The sequence below is a fragment of the Buttiauxella sp. 3AFRM03 genome (genome assembly GCF_003675305.1).
Classification (GTDB): domain Bacteria; phylum Pseudomonadota; class Gammaproteobacteria; order Enterobacterales; family Enterobacteriaceae; genus Buttiauxella; species Buttiauxella ferragutiae.
Map to the genome: position 1 here is coordinate 3,438,402 of NZ_CP033076.1, position 17,359 is coordinate 3,455,760.

The following is a 17,359-nucleotide window of genomic DNA, read 5'->3' on the forward strand; positions in this document are numbered from 1 at the left end:
CATACACTTGCGCCGTTATTTTAAACAATCTGGAGTTTGTATGTGTAAATACCAGCATAAGAAAGGGGTCATCAAAGATAATGCCATTGAGGCTTTGTTACATGACCCGCTGTTTCGTCAGCGAGTTGAGCAGAATAAGAAAGGGAAGGGAAGCTATCAGCGTACTGTTAAGCGTGGTAAAAAAGGTAACTGGGAGGCCAGTGGCAAACAAGCAAATTGCTTTTTTACCACTGGCCTTCCTCGTTTAATTAGCGCAATTAAACTCGCTCGTTCTGTTGTTTTAGCAGGTCGCGGATTTCGCTAAGTAATACTTCTTCTTTAGTTGGTGCCGCTGGCGCTGCAGGTTCTTCTATTTTTTTGCGGTTCAATTGATTCATTCCTTTGATTGCCAGGAAAATTGCGAAAGCAACAATCACGAAATCAAAGATATTTTGAATAAAGATACCGTAATGCATAACCACTGCTGGAATATCACCAGCCGCAGGTCGTAGAATTAAGGCGAATTGCTTAAAATCAACGCCCCCAATCAGCAATCCAAGTGGCGGCATAATAATATCCGCAACCAATGATGAAACAATTTTCCCGAATGCTGCCCCAATAATCACACCCACTGCCAAATCTACAACGTTCCCACGCATAGCAAATTCGCGGAATTCTTTTAACATGCTCATTTTTCTCTCCTTGTACTGGCTGACGTTAATAAGTTTAACAAATGATAACCCGATTGCCATTACATTATGGTAATAAGATTTTGATGTTAATTCCTTAATAACATGGTGGTTTTTAGAGTTGTTGGAATAGCTTGGCGGAGAAATTCCCCGCCAAATAGTATTACAAGAAGAATGGGCTTGGTTGGAACAATCTTTCTACATCGCTGACAAATTTCTTATCTGTCAGGAACATAATTACATGGTCGCCTTGTTCAATACGCAAATTGTCATTAGCGATCATGACGTCATTACCACGTACAACTGCGCCAATAATTGTTCCTGGTGGAAGTTTTATTTCATCAATTGAACGACCGACAACTCGTGAAGTACTTTCATCACCATGAGCAACGGCTTCAATCGCTTCAGCTACACCTCGACGCAGAGAGGAAACACCGACGATATCGGCTTTACGCACGTGCCCGAGCAAAGCCGAAATGGTGGCTTGTTGTGGTGAAATAGCAATATCAATCACGCTACCTTGAACCAGGTCAACGTAGGCTTTGCGCTGGATAAGCACCATAACTTTCTTGGCACCCATACGCTTCGCTAGCATCGCGGACATAATATTTGCTTCATCGTCGTTAGTGACGGCAATAAACAAATCGACTTGTTCAATATGTTCTTCGGCTAATAATTCCTGATCTGAGGCATCACCATAGAAAACAATAGTGTTTTGCAACATTTCAGCCAGTTCGGCCGCGCGTTGCGAATCACGCTCAATGAGTTTAACGCTGTAGTCTTTTTCAAGACGTTGCGCGAGACCCGCCCCAATATTCCCTCCACCGACCAGCATGATACGCTTATAGGGTTTCTCGAGCCGTTGTAATTCACTCATTACCGCTCGAATATGCTGAGAAGCGGCAATGAAAAATACTTCGTCCCCGGCTTCAACAATAGTTGAACCTTGCGGACGAATTGGCCTGTCGTGTCGGAAAATAGCAGCAACGCGAGTTTCAATATGCGGCATATGCTCACGCATAGTAGAAAGTGCATTGCCCACTAACGGGCCGCCATAATAGGCTTTCACCACTGCAAGGCTAACTTTTCCCTCGGCAAAATTAACAACCTGTAGCGCACCTGGATACTCAATAAGGCGATAGATATTGTCGATAACTAGCTGTTCAGGTGCGATTAGGTGGTCAATTGGCACCGCTTCGGCGTTAAATAAGCGCTCGGCATCCCTCACATAATCTGGAGCACGGATACGCGCAATACGATTTGGAGTATTAAAAAGCGAATACGCTACCTGGCAGGCAATCATATTCGTTTCGTCCGAACTGGTTACTGCGACCAGCATATCGGCATCATCTGCGCCGGCTTCACGCAAAACGCGCGGATGCGAGCCATGCCCCTGCACAACGCGTAAATCAAACTTATCTTGCAAGCTGCGCAGACGATCTTGATTGGTATCAACAACAGTAATGTCGTTGTTTTCACCTACCAGGTTTTCTGCCAGTGTGCCGCCGACCTGGCCCGCACCGAGAATGATTATTTTCATTTTTTATAGCTTCATTGGTGATGAAACCTAAGACTCAGCAAACCTGAATCAGCTTTTAATTAGCTTAGCGTAAAAGAAGCCATCACCATCTTCCGGGGAAGGGAGATTCTGGATCCCTGGTTTTTCAGGCGTACCGGTTTCAACCAGTTGTGCTTCCGGATGCTGTGCCAGGAAAGCCGCTACCTGTTGCCAGTTTTCTTCTGGCAGGATAGAGCAGGTAGCATAAACCAGTGTGCCACCCGATTTTAGTCTTGGCCAAATAGCCTCAAGAATCTCTTTCTGCAACTCAGCTAATTCAGCAATGTCCCTGTCACGGCGCAACCACTTGATATCTGGATGGCGGCGAATAACACCGGTAGCTGAGCAAGGAGCATCAAGCAGAATACGGTCAAATTGTTGGTTGCCGCACCATTGTTCAGGAAATCGTCCATCACCAGATTTCACATCTGCTGTCATACCCAGGCGCTGTAGGTTTTCGTGTACACGTTTCAGACGTTGTTCATCAATGTCGACCGCCATCACATGCGCTTTAGGGGCTGCTTCCAAAATATGAGTCGTCTTGCCGCCAGGTGCTGCACATAAATCAAGGATCATCTCACCATTTTGCGGATCAAGTAGATCTACCGAACCTTGTGCTGAAGCATCCTGAACGGTAACCCACCCTTGTTCAAAACCAGGTAAGGTATGAACAGGTGCTGGCGTTTCCAGGCGTACCGCATCGCGATACTGAGGATGAATATGACCTTCCAGTTCGCTTTCAGCCAGTAACGCCATCCATTCTTCACGAGTATGGTGTTGGCGATTAACACGCAGCCACATTGGTGGGCGCTGATTATTCGCATCAACTATGGATTGCCATTGATTTGGATAGGCTTTTTTCAAACGTTGCAGTAGCCATGTTGGATGCAGGAAACGGCTCTCGTGTTTAGAGGCTTCTACCATCAGTTCTTCTTGCTGACGCTGGAACTGGCGCAGAACGCCATTAATTAAACCTTTGAGCGATTGGCGTTTAATTGCAACCGCACCTTCAACGGTTTCTGCAAGAGCGGCATGGGCAGGAATTCTGGTATAAAGCAGCTGATAAAAACCCACCATAATTAAATAGTGAATGGTGCGTTGCTTACCGGTCATTGGGCGGGACATCAACTTGCTGACCAGCCATTCGAGTTGCGGCAAAGTGCGCAATACACCAAAACAGAGCTCTTGAAGCAATGCTTTATCTTTATCAGAAACTTTGTGTTGCGCCGCAGGCAGCACATTGCTGAGTGATTGACCTTTTTCCACAACTTGTTCAATCGTCTGTGCGGCCATACTGCGAAGATTTAGTGTTTTTTTCATAACCACGCTCTGGTTTTCCGGCGCTTAAAAACAAAAATGCCCAGGTGTTTGGCCTGGGCGCAAAGAATTTCTTTTATCAGGCGAGAAGTGCACCTGGCTTAAACCATTCGCTGCGAGAGTTCAGGAGATCCTGAGCAGTCATTGCTTTCTTTCCTGCTGGTTGAAGGGATTCCAGATTTAAAATCCCTTCGCCGGTTGCCACCTGAATACCCTGTTTATTGGTTTCAATGATGGTTCCAGGCGCTGCGTCAGTGAGTTGATTGATTACTGATGCTTGCCAGATTTTGACTGGTTGGCCGTCAATTTCCAGCCAACTCATTGGCCATGGGTTAAAGGCGCGGATGCAACGCTCAAGTTGTGCAGCAGATAGCGACCAGTCGATACGAGCCTCTTCCTTGCTGAGTTTCTCAGCGTACGTGACCAATTCCTCGCTCTGAACTTCTGGTGTTGCAAGCCCTGTAGCCAGTTGGTTTAACGTTTCCAGTAACCCTTGTGGCCCAAGATTTGCCAGCTTATCGTAGAGTGTTGCGCTGGTATCAGTGGCTTCAATTGGGCAGGAGAATTTCACCAGCATATCGCCAGTATCCAGACCCACGTCCATTTGCATAATGGTCACGCCAGTTTCGGCATCACCAGCCCATAACGACCGCTGGATAGGTGCCGCACCACGCCAGCGTGGCAGCAGCGAGCCATGAACATTAATACAGCCCAGGCGTGGCATATCCAGAACTGCTTTTGGCAGAATCAGGCCGTAAGCTACAACCACCATGACATCGGCGTTCAAGCTGGAAACCAGTTCCTGATTTTCGGCCGGACGTAAAGAGGCGGGTTGAAAAACGGGGATATTCTTTTCAGTCGCCAGTACTTTTACAGGGCTCGGCATCAGCTTTTTGCCACGCCCAGCGGGCCTGTCGGGTTGTGTAAATACGCCAACAACCTGGTGCTGAGAAGACAACAGGGCGTCAAGATGACGCGCTGCAAAGTCAGGGGTACCGGCGAAAATAATACGCAGTGAATCAGACACATTATTCCCTTTTGTGATGGATTAGGCGCTCTTATTCAGACGAGCCATTTTTTCCAGTTTCTGACGAATACGCTGACGTTTCAACGGTGAAAGGTAATCGACAAACAGTTTGCCAACCAGATGGTCCATTTCGTGCTGAATACAAATAGCAAGCAGGCCATCGGCTTCTAGTTCATACGGCTGACCTTCACGGTCCAGTGCACGGATTTTGACTCGTTCGGCACGAGGCACTAACGCACGTTGTTCTGGAATAGATAGGCAACCCTCTTCGATGCCGGTTTCACCGCTTTTTTCCAGCAGCTCTGGATTGATTAAAACCAGGCGCTCGTCGCGGTTTTCAGAAACATCAATCACAATAATTCGTTGGTGGATATCCACCTGTGTTGCTGCAAGGCCAATACCTTCTTCAGCGTACATTGTCTCGAACATGCCATCGACAATCTGCTGAATCTCCGCATTCACCTCTTTGACCGGAGTCGCCACAGTGCGAAGGCGCTCGTCCGGGAAATGTAATACCTGCAAAACTGACATAAATATCCAGAGCTGTGTTCAATTGATAGAAAGATTATTACCTCTATTCTAGACATTTCCCGGCCTGATTGACAGCATCAGTGACCAATCGCAAGGATTGCTTTTATAGCTTATGGCAGGAGGATGAGATGCCACCAAAAGAGATCTGGTTACGTCTAATGGCGGTTCAAAGCCTGAGTGGCGATAAGCTATTAAAAATTGCCCATTTCTTGTTGAAGGAGCCTGAGTGTTCGGTTGTTTCTCTGACGAGAGCAGGCTTATCTACCCAGCAGATTTCTCATTTTCTGGAATTTAGTGGCAAAGAACTGGAAGAGTCATTGGACTGGCTTGAAGTACCTGATCATCATCTTCTCACGGCCGACTGTGAGCATTATCCAGCTCAGTTGCGTGCAATAGATTGCTACCCGGCAGCTTTATTTGTCAGGGGGGATATTGAGCTTCTTTCCAGTAACCAACTCGCCGTAGTGGGTAATCGCAATATTTCCCAATATGGTGAGTGGTGGTGCCGGATGTTTTGCGAACCATTAGCTACTGCCGGATTAACGATAACCAGTGGTTTGGCTCTGGGTATTGACGCGGTGGCGCACCGCGCGGCAATAAACGTTCACGGGAAAACCATCGCGGTGTTGGGGAATGGGCTGGCTGGAATTTACCCCAGGCGCCATAAGCAATTGGCCGAACAGATAATTGCGGAAGGAGGGGCGATTATCTCTGAATTTCCTCTAACGACCTCTCCCTATCCAGGCAATTTTCCGCGCAGAAATCGCATCATCAGTGGGCTGAGTCGTGCGGTATTTGTTGTCGAAGCCAGTGAGCGCAGTGGATCGCTGGTCACGGCCCGTTATGCACTCGAGCAAGGCAGGGAACTGTTTGCGTTACCAGGCGCAGTGGGTAGTCCCGGCAGTGAAGGGCCACACTGGTTGATTAAGCAAGGCGCTACACTGGTAAGCCATCCTTCGGACATACTCGAGCACCTGGAAAACGAACTGCAATGGCTTCCTTCACCTCACAAAGCATTAATATATTCACACAATGAGGGGGATCGCACATTGCCATTTCCTGAGCTGTTGGCTAACGTAGGAGATGAGGTTACACCTGTTGACGTCGTCGCTGAACGTGCCGGCCAACCTGTGCCAGAGACGGTAGCCCAGCTACTCGAACTGGAGTTAGCAGGATGGATCGCAGCTGTACCCGGCGGCTATGTCCGATTGAGGAGGGCATGCCATGTTCGACGTACTAATGTACTTATTTGAAACCTACATCCACAACGAAGTGGAAATGCGAGTTGATCAAGATAAATTGACACGTGATCTCGCCGACGCCGGTTTTGATCATGAAGACATTTATAACGCTCTTGTATGGCTTGAAAAACTGGCGGACTATCAGGAAGGTCTGACTGAACCCATGCAACTGGCCGCTGACCCACTTTCAATGCGTATGTATACCGCAGATGAATGCCAGCGACTTGATGCAACTTGTCGGGGGTTTTTACTGTTCCTTGAACAGATTCAGGTGCTGAACCTCGAAACCCGTGAAATGGTCATTGAGCGAGTATTAGCATTAGACACCGCCGAGTTCGAGCTGGAAGATTTAAAGTGGGTGGTGCTGATGGTGCTGTTCAATATTCCGGGTTGCGAAAACGCTTACCAACAAATGGAAGAATTACTCTTCGAAGTAAATGAAGGTATGCTGCACTAAATTAAAGTCGCAGCATGAGATGTTATGACCAAATCAGCACTGTTCACTGTGCCTAAAAATGAACCCTGCCCTCAATGTGGGGCAGGGTTAGTCATTCGTTCCGGTAAACACGGCCCTTTTCTTGGCTGCTCCCATTATCCGGAATGCGATTATGTACGCCCGCTAAAAAGCCAGGCTGATGGCCACGTAGTTAAAGTGCTTGAAGGTCAGCTTTGCCCTGTATGCCAGAAAAACCTTGTGTTGCGGCAGGGGCGTTTTGGCATGTTTATCGGTTGTAGTGATTATCCAACGTGTGAACACTCGGAAGTCATCGACAAGCCTGATGAAACAGCAATCAGCTGCCCTCAATGCCAGCAAGGGAAATTAGTCCAGCGACGCTCTCGATTCGGCAAAACCTTTTGGTCGTGCGACTGCTATCCAACATGCCAGTTTGTTATAAATAGCAAACCGGTGGCTGGTGAATGCACTGCATGTCACTATCCTTTACTTATCGAAAAGAAAACGGCGCAGGGGCTAAAGCAATTCTGTGCCAGTAAACAATGTGGAAAGCCGGTAACGGCGGAATAAAAGCTTGTGAAGACAAACCTGCAATCAGAGCAACTCGTAGAGATCGTTGCCGCCCTAAAACAACAACAAGTCATCGCTTATCCAACCGAAGCTGTCTTTGGTGTCGGTTGTGATCCCGACAGCGAAGTGGCCGTCATGCGTTTGCTTGAACTAAAACATCGCCCCGTCGACAAAGGTCTGATTCTGATCGCTGCGAATTTCGAGCAGCTTCTTCCTTATATAGATAGTGCAACCCTGACTCAAATGCAGCGAGATGCAGTATTTTCCTGCTGGCCGGGGCCTGTGACCTTTGTCTTTCCTGCACTGCCATCCACACCGCGCTGGCTAACAGGCCGATTTGAGTCTTTAGCGGTGAGGGTGACTGACCACCCATTGGTTCGTGAGCTGTGTTTGGCTTATGGCAAACCTTTGGTGTCTACCAGTGCCAATCTGTCCGGGCTGCCGCCTTGCCGTACTGCCGATGAAGTCTTGCTGCAATTTGGCGATGATTTCCCGGTGCTACGTGGCGATACCGGTGGCAGACAGAATCCTTCTGAAATCCGTGACGCTTTGACCGGCGAACTTTTCCGCCAGGGGTAAATAATGGAAACCTTCGCCGTTTTTGGTAATCCCATTCAGCACAGCAAATCTCCGCAAATTCATCAGATGTTTGCTGAGCAATTACAAATTGAGCATCCCTATGGCCGCGTGCTTGCGCCTGTTGATGCTTTTATTGAAACACTTGAGCACTTTTTCCTGGCGGGCGGTAAAGGAATCAACATTACGGTCCCTTTCAAAGAACAGGCATTCGCTCGTGCGGATGAGCTAACAGAACGCGCTGCGTTAGCTGGTGCGGTAAATACCCTCAAGCGCCTGGAAGATGGTCGTCTGTTAGGCGATAACACCGATGGGATTGGGTTATTAACCGATCTCGAACGCTTATCGCTTATAGAACCGGGCCGACGTGTTTTGTTGCTTGGCGCTGGTGGCGCGGCAAGAGGCGTACTATTGCCGCTGCTCTCGCTTGATTGCGCAGTGACGATCACCAATCGCACCTTTTCACGGGCCCAGGAACTCGCACAATTGTTTAACCATATGGGCAGCATCCAGTCTTTAGAACAATCTGAACTGGAGGGGCATCAATTTGATCTCATCATTAATGCGACTTCCAGTGGTATTGCCGGTGACATTCCTGCTATTCCAGCATCGTTGCTTTCGCACAATGTTCATTGCTACGACATGTTCTACCAAAAGGGCGAAACCCCCTTCTTGCATTGGTGTAAACAGCACGGCGTTCAACATTATGCAGATGGTTTGGGGATGCTGGTGGGGCAGGCTGCGCATGCCTTTTTCTTGTGGCACGGTGTGTTACCTGAAATCGCCCCAGTTATAGAGAAGCTAAAGCAGGAAATGGCGCAGTGAACCAGGCGATCCAATTTCCCGACCGTGAACAATGGGACGATCAACTTCAGGCGATCTGTTTCCCTGCATTAGTAAATGGTTTTCAGGTGATGTGTGCGATTACCGGGGAAATTATCGCCAGCCGTTATGGTGGCGATAATAAAGAATCATGGCTCGAGCTTTTTCGGCAAAACCGCTGGGATCTGGAAGATGAAGCTGAGGAGCTAATTGCCGCAGGTGAAGAGGACAATCAAGGATGCGTCTGGCTTTCCTGAGCGAGATACTCATCTTTCCAGCGAACGTAGTTATTGGCTGAGTATTTTAAGCCTTCGAGTTCTTCAGATTTTAAAGGACGGATCTGTTTTACCGGGCTGCCCAAGTAGAGGTAACCACTTTCAAGACGCTTATTCTGCGGTACCAAACTTCCCGCACCGATCATGACATCATCTTCTATTACTACACCATCAAGCAAAATCGATCCCATCCCCACAAGCACGCGGTTTCCGATCGTGCAGCCGTGCAGCATAACCTTATGCCCAACAGTCACATCTTCCCCAACAACAAGCGGATTACCTTCCGGGTTATAAGAAGACTTATGCGTGACATGTAACACACTACCGTCTTGAATATTGCTACGTGCGCCAATAGCCACATAGTTTACGTCGCCGCGAATAGCGACTAATGGCCAAATGCTCACATCATCGGCAAGGCGCACATCACCAATGACAACACTTGAGCTATCAAGCATCACGCGCTGGCCTATTTCAGGATAAGTTTTTTGGAAAGGTCGTAATACTGCGGACATAAATACCTCTGACAGTTCTCTTTATAGATAGACTGTGGCTGCTTTCTTAGCCTATGGCAAGGAGGTAAAGCATCAAAAACAGGGCAGATCGAACACGATCACAGCGAAAAGGGCGAAAACTAATCAGTCGGAAGAAAAGATCGAAAAAAGAGTTGTGCAATAAAAAGAGATCCCTATAATGCGCCTCCATCGACACGGAACATGTGAACAACATCACAGAGTAACGGCGGCGATGAGAGTCAAATATCCTGAAATTAAGGGTTGACTCTGAAAGAGGAAAGCGTAATATACGCCACCTCGAGTTAGCAAGCGAAAGCGCGTAACTCACTGCTCTTTAACAATTTATCAGACAATCTGTGTGGGCACTCGCAGGATTGATATCTCAGATACCTTCGGGTATCAAAAAAATATCAAGTCTTGAAGAGTGACCAAGCAGTAATTCATTTAGTTGACTTGTTTAACTAAAGAAGTACTACGAAAGTTAATTTTTGAGCACCGCTTCACGAGTTGAAGCAAATCAAGCTTTTAATTGAAGAGTTTGATCATGGCTCAGATTGAACGCTGGCGGCAGGCCTAACACATGCAAGTCGAGCGGTAGCACAGGGAGCTTGCTCCTGGGTGACGAGCGGCGGACGGGTGAGTAATGTCTGGGAAACTGCCTGATGGAGGGGGATAACTACTGGAAACGGTAGCTAATACCGCATAACGTCTTCGGACCAAAGAGGGGGACCTTCGGGCCTCTTGCCATCAGATGTGCCCAGATGGGATTAGCTAGTAGGTGAGGTAATGGCTCACCTAGGCGACGATCCCTAGCTGGTCTGAGAGGATGACCAGCCACACTGGAACTGAGACACGGTCCAGACTCCTACGGGAGGCAGCAGTGGGGAATATTGCACAATGGGCGCAAGCCTGATGCAGCCATGCCGCGTGTATGAAGAAGGCCTTCGGGTTGTAAAGTACTTTCAGCGAGGAGGAAGGCGTTAAGGTTAATAACCTTGGCGATTGACGTTACTCGCAGAAGAAGCACCGGCTAACTCCGTGCCAGCAGCCGCGGTAATACGGAGGGTGCAAGCGTTAATCGGAATTACTGGGCGTAAAGCGCACGCAGGCGGTCTGTCAAGTCGGATGTGAAATCCCCGGGCTCAACCTGGGAACTGCATTCGAAACTGGCAGGCTAGAGTCTTGTAGAGGGGGGTAGAATTCCAGGTGTAGCGGTGAAATGCGTAGAGATCTGGAGGAATACCGGTGGCGAAGGCGGCCCCCTGGACAAAGACTGACGCTCAGGTGCGAAAGCGTGGGGAGCAAACAGGATTAGATACCCTGGTAGTCCACGCCGTAAACGATGTCGACTTGGAGGTTGTTCCCTTGAGGAGTGGCTTCCGGAGCTAACGCGTTAAGTCGACCGCCTGGGGAGTACGGCCGCAAGGTTAAAACTCAAATGAATTGACGGGGGCCCGCACAAGCGGTGGAGCATGTGGTTTAATTCGATGCAACGCGAAGAACCTTACCTACTCTTGACATCCAGAGAATTCGCTAGAGATAGCTTAGTGCCTTCGGGAACTCTGAGACAGGTGCTGCATGGCTGTCGTCAGCTCGTGTTGTGAAATGTTGGGTTAAGTCCCGCAACGAGCGCAACCCTTATCCTTTGTTGCCAGCGGTTCGGCCGGGAACTCAAAGGAGACTGCCAGTGATAAACTGGAGGAAGGTGGGGATGACGTCAAGTCATCATGGCCCTTACGAGTAGGGCTACACACGTGCTACAATGGCGCATACAAAGAGAAGCGACCTCGCGAGAGCAAGCGGACCTCATAAAGTGCGTCGTAGTCCGGATCGGAGTCTGCAACTCGACTCCGTGAAGTCGGAATCGCTAGTAATCGTAGATCAGAATGCTACGGTGAATACGTTCCCGGGCCTTGTACACACCGCCCGTCACACCATGGGAGTGGGTTGCAAAAGAAGTAGGTAGCTTAACCTTCGGGAGGGCGCTTACCACTTTGTGATTCATGACTGGGGTGAAGTCGTAACAAGGTAACCGTAGGGGAACCTGCGGTTGGATCACCTCCTTACCTAATAGATACGAACTTGCGTAGTGCTCACACAGATTGTCTGATGAAAGTAAATGAGCAAAAAGCGATATCCTGCAAAGGATTATTCGTGTCCCCATCGTCTAGAGGCCCAGGACACTGCCCTTTCACGGCTGTAACAGGGGTTCGAATCCCCTTGGGGACGCCATCTCCGATAATGTGTGAAAGACATTATCACCGAATATCTCAAAACTAACTCAGTGAGTTATGTTTGAGATATTGCTCTTTAAAAATCCGGAACAAGCTGAAAATTGAAACGACATGTCGTCTCATTCCTCCGTAATAAGGAATGGGAATACGATATGTTCGAGTCTCTCAAATTTTCACAACATACGATTGTGTCTTACGAGACATCTTCGGGTTGTGAGGTTAAGCGACTAAGCGTACACGGTGGATGCCCTGGCAGTCAGAGGCGATGAAGGACGTGCTAATCTGCGATAAGCGTCGGTAAGGTGATATGAACCGTTATAACCGACGATTTCCGAATGGGGAAACCCAGTGCAATTCGTTGCACTATCGTTAAGTGAATACATAGCTTAACGAAGCGAACCGGGGGAACTGAAACATCTAAGTACCCGAGGAAAAGAAATCAACCGAGATTCCCCCAGTAGCGGCGAGCGAACGGGGAGCAGCCCAGAGTCTGAATCAGTTTGTGTATTAGTGGAAGCGTCTGGAAAGTCGCAGGGTACAGGGTGATACTCCCGTACACAAAAATGCACATACTGTGAACTCGAAGAGTAGGGCGGGACACGTGGTATCCTGTCTGAATATGGGGGGACCATCCTCCAAGGCTAAATACTCCTGACTGACCGATAGTGAACCAGTACCGTGAGGGAAAGGCGAAAAGAACCCCGGCGAGGGGAGTGAAACAGAACCTGAAACCGTGTACGTACAAGCAGTGGGAGCCTCTTTTATGGGGTGACTGCGTACCTTTTGTATAATGGGTCAGCGACTTATATTCTGTAGCAAGGTTAACCGTATAGGGGAGCCGCAGGGAAACCGAGTCTTAACTGGGCGTTAAGTTGCAGGGTATAGACCCGAAACCCGGTGATCTAGCCATGGGCAGGTTGAAGGTTGGGTAACACTAACTGGAGGACCGAACCGACTAATGTTGAAAAATTAGCGGATGACTTGTGGCTGGGGGTGAAAGGCCAATCAAACCGGGAGATAGCTGGTTCTCCCCGAAAGCTATTTAGGTAGCGCCTCGTGAACTCATCTTCGGGGGTAGAGCACTGTTTCGGCTAGGGGGCCATCCCGGCTTACCAACCCGATGCAAACTCCGAATACCGAAGAATGTTATCACGGGAGACACACGGCGGGTGCTAACGTCCGTCGTGAAGAGGGAAACAACCCAGACCGCCAGCTAAGGTCCCAAAGTCATGGTTAAGTGGGAAACGATGTGGGAAGGCACAGACAGCCAGGATGTTGGCTTAGAAGCAGCCATCATTTAAAGAAAGCGTAATAGCTCACTGGTCGAGTCGGCCTGCGCGGAAGATGTAACGGGGCTAAACCATGCACCGAAGCTGCGGCAGCGACGCTTATGCGTTGTTGGGTAGGGGAGCGTTCTGTAAGCCGTTGAAGCTGGACTGTGAGGTCTGGTGGAGGTATCAGAAGTGCGAATGCTGACATAAGTAACGATAAAGCGGGTGAAAAACCCGCTCGCCGGAAGACCAAGGGTTCCTGTCCAACGTTAATCGGGGCAGGGTGAGTCGACCCCTAAGGCGAGGCCGAAAGGCGTAGTCGATGGGAAACAGGTTAATATTCCTGTACTCGGTGTTACTGCGAAGGGGGGGACGGAGAGGGCTATGTTAGCCGGGCGACGGTTGTCCCGGTTTAAGCATGTAGGCGGAGAGTTTAGGTAAATCCGGACTCTTATCTAACGCTGAGGTGTGATGACGAGGTACTACGGTGCTGAAGTAACAAATGCCGCACTTCCAGGAAAAGCCTCTAAGCATCAGGTAACATCAAATCGTACCCCAAACCGACACAGGTGGTCAGGTAGAGAATACCAAGGCGCTTGAGAGAACTCGGGTGAAGGAACTAGGCAAAATGGTGCCGTAACTTCGGGAGAAGGCACGCTGTCGGTAGGTGAAGTCCCTTGCGGATGGAGCTGAAGGCAGTCGAAGATACCAGCTGGCTGCAACTGTTTATTAAAAACACAGCACTGTGCAAACACGAAAGTGGACGTATACGGTGTGACGCCTGCCCGGTGCCGGAAGGTTAATTGATGGGGTTAAGCGCAAGCTGAAGCTCTTGATCGAAGCCCCGGTAAACGGCGGCCGTAACTATAACGGTCCTAAGGTAGCGAAATTCCTTGTCGGGTAAGTTCCGACCTGCACGAATGGCGTAATGATGGCCAGGCTGTCTCCACCCGAGACTCAGTGAAATTGAAATCGCTGTGAAGATGCAGTGTACCCGCGGCAAGACGGAAAGACCCCGTGAACCTTTACTATAGCTTGACACTGAACACTGGTCCTTGATGTGTAGGATAGGTGGGAGGCTTTGAAGCGAGGACGCCAGTTCTTGTGGAGCCAACCTTGAAATACCACCCTTTAATGGCTGGTGTTCTAACGTAGACCCGTAATCCGGGTTGCGGACAGTGTCTGGTGGGTAGTTTGACTGGGGCGGTCTCCTCCTAAAGCGTAACGGAGGAGCACGAAGGTTAGCTAATCACGGTCGGACATCGTGAGGTTAGTGCAAAGGCATAAGCTAGCTTGACTGCGAGAGTGACGGCTCGAGCAGGTGCGAAAGCAGGTCTTAGTGATCCGGTGGTTCTGAATGGAAGGGCCATCGCTCAACGGATAAAAGGTACTCCGGGGATAACAGGCTGATACCGCCCAAGAGTTCATATCGACGGCGGTGTTTGGCACCTCGATGTCGGCTCATCACATCCTGGGGCTGAAGTAGGTCCCAAGGGTATGGCTGTTCGCCATTTAAAGTGGTACGCGAGCTGGGTTTAGAACGTCGTGAGACAGTTCGGTCCCTATCTGCCGTGGGCGCTGGAGAATTGAGGGGGGCTGCTCCTAGTACGAGAGGACCGGAGTGGACGCATCACTGGTGTTCGGGTTGTCATGCCAATGGCATTGCCCGGTAGCTAAATGCGGAAAAGATAAGCGCTGAAAGCATCTAAGCGCGAAACTTGCCCCGAGATGAGTTCTCCCTGACCCTTTAAGGGTCCTGAAGGAACGTTGAAGACTACGACGTTGATAGGCTGGGTGTGTAAGCGTAGCGATACGTTGAGCTAACCAGTACTAATGATCCGTGAGGCTTAACCTTACAACACCGAAGGTGTTTTGGTTGAGAGACTAAGCATTTTGATTTTCAGCTTGAACCGAGATTAAGTTGATGGTTGTGTGAATAACGCAACGGTTAACAAAACAGAATTTGCCTGGCGGCACTAGCGCGGTGGTCCCACCTGACCCCATGCCGAACTCAGAAGTGAAACGCCGTAGCGCCGATGGTAGTGTGGGGTCTCCCCATGCGAGAGTAGGGAACTGCCAGGCTCCAAATTAAAGCGTGCTGATATGGCTCAGTTGGTAGAGCGCACCCTTGGTAAGGGTGAGGTCCCCAGTTCGACTCTGGGTATCAGCACCAGTTTTTAGGTTAAAGTTCGGCGGCTTGATAAAGAATTTGCCTGGCGGCAGTAGCGCGGTGGTCCCACCTGACCCCATGCCGAACTCAGAAGTGAAACGCCGTAGCGCCGATGGTAGTGTGGGGTCTCCCCATGCGAGAGTAGGGAACTGCCAGGCTCCAAATAAACAAAAAGGCCATCCGCAAGGATGGCCTTTTTGTTTTGGATCGTTGTAAAAAAGATAAAAGCCACGAAAGTGACCTTTATCTATAAATATCAATGAATAACCTGAGACAAAAATGCTCGCGTGCGTTCTGATTTTGGATGGGCAAAGAACTCATTTGGAGGAGCCTGTTCAACAATTTCCCCCCGGTCCATGAAGATCACTCTATCAGCAACCGTCCGTGCAAAACCCATTTCATGCGTTACACACAACATTGTCATGCCTGATTCTGCCAGGCCAATCATGGTATCCAACACCTCTTTAACCATCTCTGGGTCCAGTGCAGAAGTAGGCTCATCAAATAGCATAATTTTCGGTTTCATACAGAGTGATCGAGCAATCGCTACGCGTTGCTGTTGCCCACCGGAGATTTGCCCCGGGAATTTATGCGCATGTTCAGCAATTCGTACCTTTTCCAGATAATGCATGCCGAGTGCTTCAGCTTCTTTCTTGGGCATTTTACGCACCCAAATCGGCGCAAGTGTGCAGTTTTGCAACACTGTAAGGTGTGGGAAAAGGTTAAAGTGTTGGAAAACCATCCCGACTTCAGTCCTGACTTTCTCAATATTACGCAAATCATCGTTGAGCTCGGTGCCATCAACGACAATACGTCCTTGTTGATGCTCTTCCAGATGGTTAATGCAGCGTATCGTTGTGGATTTACCTGAACCTGAAGGCCCGCACAGTACGATGCGCTCGCCTTGTTGTACCTTCAAATTGATATCTTTCAGTACGTGAAACTGTCCGTACCATTTATTCACATTCTCCAGCATGATCATCGCATCAGCGGGTTGCATAGTAATTTGACTCATTTATTCATCCTCAGTGCGGTGTTCGTCCGGTGTTAAAACGTTTTTCAAGATGCTGGCTGTAACGCGACATGCTGAAACAGAAAATCCAGTAGATGAGGGCTGCGAAGACGTAGCCTTCGGTCGACATCCCCAGCCATGCAGGATCAACAGTGGCTTGCTGTACGCTGCTAAACAGATCAAACAAACCAATAATGATCACCAGACTGGTGTCTTTAAATAGTGCAATGATGGTGTTAACCAGGCCTGGAATGACCATCTTTAATGCCTGCGGCAGGATCACTAATCCCTGGGTTTTCCAGTATCCCAGTGCCAGAGACTCTGCGGCTTCGTACTGCCCTTTTGGTAGCGCCTGCAAACCGCCACGTACAACTTCTGCGACATAAGCGGACTGGAAAAGGATCACGCCAACCAATGCACGGATAAGTTTGTCGATGCTTGTCCCTTCAGAAAGAAACAGTGGCAGCATGACGGATGACATAAACAAGACGGTGATTAACGGTACGCCACGCCAGAACTCGATAAAGACCACCGACAAAATTCTAACCACGGGCATTGTCGAACGGCGGCCTAAGGCCAGTAAGATCCCCAACGGTAACGCACCGGCAATCCCCACTGACGCGATGATAAGCGTTAAAGTTAACCCTCCCCACTGGCGAGTTTCGACACGATCCAGACCTAAAAAGCCGCCGTATAGCAAACCCCAAACAACCAGAGGATAGATGACTGCCCATGCGGCGATGTAACGGCCACGGCGAGGCATCGCATTCCAGAACATTGGGATGATAGAAGCCAGGCCAATGAGCAGAGCAAGGTTAATTCGCCAGCGTTGATCATGCGGGTATAACCCATACATAAACTGCCCGAAACGTGCGTGGATAAACACCCAGCAAGCCCCCTCTTTTGTGCAGTCAGCACGGCTATCACCAATCCAATTAGCCTGGAAAATCGTCCAATTCAACAATGGCGGAATCAGTTCCCACATCATCCACAAGCAGAAAATAGTCAGTAAGCTATTAGACCAGCTGGAAAAAAGATTCTTACGAGCCCACTGTACGGCACCTGAGCGAACAGCCTTTGGGCGCGCGTGATGTGACACTAATGCTTTTGTCATCGTAATT

General features: G+C 49.2%; 15 protein-coding genes, 2 tRNA genes and 4 rRNA genes. 13 read left to right on the forward strand and 8 right to left on the reverse strand.

Annotated features, from left to right (window positions below):
* Nucleotides 1–40 precede the first annotated feature (40 nt).
* Entirely contained in the window at nt 41–304 is a 264-nt protein-coding gene (locus D8682_RS17515) for an alternative ribosome-rescue factor A (RefSeq protein WP_121814779.1), read from the forward strand.
* Here the strand turns inward: D8682_RS17515 and mscL are convergent.
* The 5 genes from mscL to def form a co-directional block, all read right to left on the reverse strand.
* Nucleotides 258–671: a large-conductance mechanosensitive channel protein MscL gene (gene mscL / locus D8682_RS17520; protein ID WP_064542981.1), complete on the reverse strand. Its 414-nt coding sequence runs from the start codon at nt 669–671 to the stop codon at nt 258–260. The two genes, D8682_RS17515 and mscL, sit on opposite strands and share 47 nt — an antisense overlap.
* Before the next feature lie 160 nt (nt 672–831).
* Nucleotides 832–2,208: a Trk system potassium transporter TrkA gene (trkA, locus tag D8682_RS17525; protein WP_064542983.1), complete on the reverse strand. Its 1,377-nt coding sequence runs from the start codon at nt 2,206–2,208 to the stop codon at nt 832–834.
* A gap of 48 nt (nt 2,209–2,256) precedes the next feature.
* Nucleotides 2,257–3,546 (reverse strand): 16S rRNA (cytosine(967)-C(5))-methyltransferase RsmB, encoded by a 1,290-nt coding sequence (rsmB, locus tag D8682_RS17530; RefSeq protein ID WP_121814780.1) that lies wholly within the window; start codon nt 3,544–3,546, stop codon nt 2,257–2,259.
* A gap of 76 nt (nt 3,547–3,622) precedes the next feature.
* Nucleotides 3,623–4,570 (reverse strand): methionyl-tRNA formyltransferase, encoded by a 948-nt coding sequence (gene fmt, locus D8682_RS17535; protein WP_121814781.1) that lies wholly within the window; start codon nt 4,568–4,570, stop codon nt 3,623–3,625.
* Nucleotides 4,571–4,591: 21 nt separating this feature from the next.
* Nucleotides 4,592–5,101 carry a peptide deformylase gene (gene def / locus D8682_RS17540; RefSeq protein WP_121814782.1) on the reverse strand — a complete coding sequence of 170 codons (510 nt, stop codon included), beginning with the start codon at nt 5,099–5,101 and terminating at the stop codon, nt 4,592–4,594.
* Between the two features lie 128 nt (nt 5,102–5,229).
* Here def and dprA point away from each other — a divergent pair, with 128 nt between their 5' ends.
* From dprA to D8682_RS17570, 6 genes are read left to right on the forward strand one after another with little or no spacing between them, the layout of a single operon-like run.
* Nucleotides 5,230–6,354 carry a DNA-protecting protein DprA gene (gene dprA, locus D8682_RS17545; RefSeq protein WP_121814783.1) on the forward strand — a complete coding sequence of 375 codons (1,125 nt, stop codon included), beginning with the start codon at nt 5,230–5,232 and terminating at the stop codon, nt 6,352–6,354.
* Nucleotides 6,326–6,799 carry a DUF494 family protein Smg gene (gene smg / locus D8682_RS17550; RefSeq protein ID WP_064542994.1) on the forward strand — a complete coding sequence of 158 codons (474 nt, stop codon included), beginning with the start codon at nt 6,326–6,328 and terminating at the stop codon, nt 6,797–6,799. The genes dprA and smg overlap by 29 nt, the downstream gene beginning before the upstream one ends.
* A 24-nt stretch (nt 6,800–6,823) precedes the next feature.
* On the forward strand, nt 6,824–7,366 hold the full coding sequence (locus D8682_RS17555; protein ID WP_064542996.1) for a type I DNA topoisomerase: 543 nt from the start codon (nt 6,824–6,826) through the stop codon (nt 7,364–7,366).
* 6 nt (nt 7,367–7,372) lie between these two features.
* The gene (gene tsaC / locus D8682_RS17560) at nt 7,373–7,945 is read left to right on the forward strand and encodes an L-threonylcarbamoyladenylate synthase type 1 TsaC (RefSeq protein ID WP_064542999.1); all 573 of its coding nucleotides are present in this window, start codon (nt 7,373–7,375) and stop codon (nt 7,943–7,945) included.
* A 3-nt stretch (nt 7,946–7,948) separates the two neighbouring features.
* Nucleotides 7,949–8,767 (forward strand): shikimate dehydrogenase, encoded by an 819-nt coding sequence (aroE, locus tag D8682_RS17565; protein ID WP_064543001.1) that lies wholly within the window; start codon nt 7,949–7,951, stop codon nt 8,765–8,767.
* Complete coding sequence (locus D8682_RS17570) at nt 8,764–9,021, forward strand: DUF1488 domain-containing protein (RefSeq protein WP_121814784.1); 258 nt, start codon at nt 8,764–8,766, stop codon at nt 9,019–9,021. Before aroE ends, D8682_RS17570 begins: the two co-directional genes overlap by 4 nt.
* Here the strand turns inward: D8682_RS17570 and D8682_RS17575 are convergent.
* The gene (locus D8682_RS17575) at nt 8,997–9,551 is read right to left on the reverse strand and encodes a gamma carbonic anhydrase family protein (RefSeq protein WP_064543005.1); all 555 of its coding nucleotides are present in this window, start codon (nt 9,549–9,551) and stop codon (nt 8,997–8,999) included. The two genes, D8682_RS17570 and D8682_RS17575, sit on opposite strands and share 25 nt — an antisense overlap.
* Nucleotides 9,552–10,077: 526 nt before the next feature.
* On the opposite strand from D8682_RS17575, the gene D8682_RS17580 reads away from it, so the two are divergent.
* The 6 genes from D8682_RS17580 (at nt 10,078) to rrf (D8682_RS17605) (ending at nt 15,384) form a co-directional block, all read left to right on the forward strand.
* Nucleotides 10,078–11,617, forward strand: a 16S ribosomal RNA gene (locus tag D8682_RS17580).
* Nucleotides 11,618–11,707: 90 nt separating this feature from the next.
* Nucleotides 11,708–11,783 (forward strand) — tRNA-Glu (locus D8682_RS17585).
* A 219-nt stretch (nt 11,784–12,002) separates the two neighbouring features.
* Nucleotides 12,003–14,911: ribosomal RNA gene (locus tag D8682_RS17590) — 23S ribosomal RNA — on the forward strand.
* Nucleotides 14,912–15,022: 111 nt separating this feature from the next.
* Nucleotides 15,023–15,138: ribosomal RNA gene (gene rrf, locus D8682_RS17595) — 5S ribosomal RNA — on the forward strand.
* Between the two features lie 15 nt (nt 15,139–15,153).
* Nucleotides 15,154–15,229, forward strand: a tRNA-Thr gene (locus D8682_RS17600).
* Nucleotides 15,230–15,268: 39 nt separating this feature from the next.
* Nucleotides 15,269–15,384: ribosomal RNA gene (gene rrf, locus D8682_RS17605) — 5S ribosomal RNA — on the forward strand.
* The 16S, 23S and 5S rRNA genes sit together here with 2 tRNA genes alongside, the layout of an rRNA operon.
* Before the next feature lie 98 nt (nt 15,385–15,482).
* Here rrf (D8682_RS17605) and D8682_RS17610 read toward each other — a convergent pair.
* Nucleotides 15,483–16,241, reverse strand: coding sequence for an amino acid ABC transporter ATP-binding protein (locus D8682_RS17610; protein WP_064514184.1), 759 nt, complete (start codon nt 16,239–16,241; stop codon nt 15,483–15,485).
* 10 nt (nt 16,242–16,251) lie between these two features.
* On the reverse strand, nt 16,252–17,352 hold the full coding sequence (locus D8682_RS17615) for an amino acid ABC transporter permease (RefSeq protein ID WP_064543009.1): 1,101 nt from the start codon (nt 17,350–17,352) through the stop codon (nt 16,252–16,254).
* Nucleotides 17,353–17,359: the final 7 nt, after the last annotated feature.

Excerpts from the sequence above, each read along its gene's own strand:
- smg (WP_064542994.1), top strand. The coding sequence starts at position 6,326 with ATGTTCGACGTACTAATGTACTTATTTGAAACCTACATCCACAACGAA.
- def (WP_121814782.1), bottom strand. The coding sequence starts at position 5,101 with ATGTCAGTTTTGCAGGTATTACATTTCCCGGACGAGCGCCTTCGCACT.
- D8682_RS17515 (WP_121814779.1), top strand. The coding sequence starts at position 41 with ATGTGTAAATACCAGCATAAGAAAGGGGTCATCAAAGATAATGCCATT.
- rsmB (WP_121814780.1), bottom strand. The coding sequence starts at position 3,546 with ATGAAAAAAACACTAAATCTTCGCAGTATGGCCGCACAGACGATTGAA.
- D8682_RS17615 (WP_064543009.1), bottom strand. The coding sequence starts at position 17,352 with ATGACAAAAGCATTAGTGTCACATCACGCGCGCCCAAAGGCTGTTCGC.
- D8682_RS17575 (WP_064543005.1), bottom strand. The coding sequence starts at position 9,551 with ATGTCCGCAGTATTACGACCTTTCCAAAAAACTTATCCTGAAATAGGC.
- mscL (WP_064542981.1), bottom strand. The coding sequence starts at position 671 with ATGAGCATGTTAAAAGAATTCCGCGAATTTGCTATGCGTGGGAACGTT.
- aroE (WP_064543001.1), top strand. The coding sequence starts at position 7,949 with ATGGAAACCTTCGCCGTTTTTGGTAATCCCATTCAGCACAGCAAATCT.
- D8682_RS17555 (WP_064542996.1), top strand. The coding sequence starts at position 6,824 with ATGACCAAATCAGCACTGTTCACTGTGCCTAAAAATGAACCCTGCCCT.
- trkA (WP_064542983.1), bottom strand. The coding sequence starts at position 2,208 with ATGAAAATAATCATTCTCGGTGCGGGCCAGGTCGGCGGCACACTGGCA.
- dprA (WP_121814783.1), top strand. The coding sequence starts at position 5,230 with ATGCCACCAAAAGAGATCTGGTTACGTCTAATGGCGGTTCAAAGCCTG.
- D8682_RS17610 (WP_064514184.1), bottom strand. The coding sequence starts at position 16,241 with ATGAGTCAAATTACTATGCAACCCGCTGATGCGATGATCATGCTGGAG.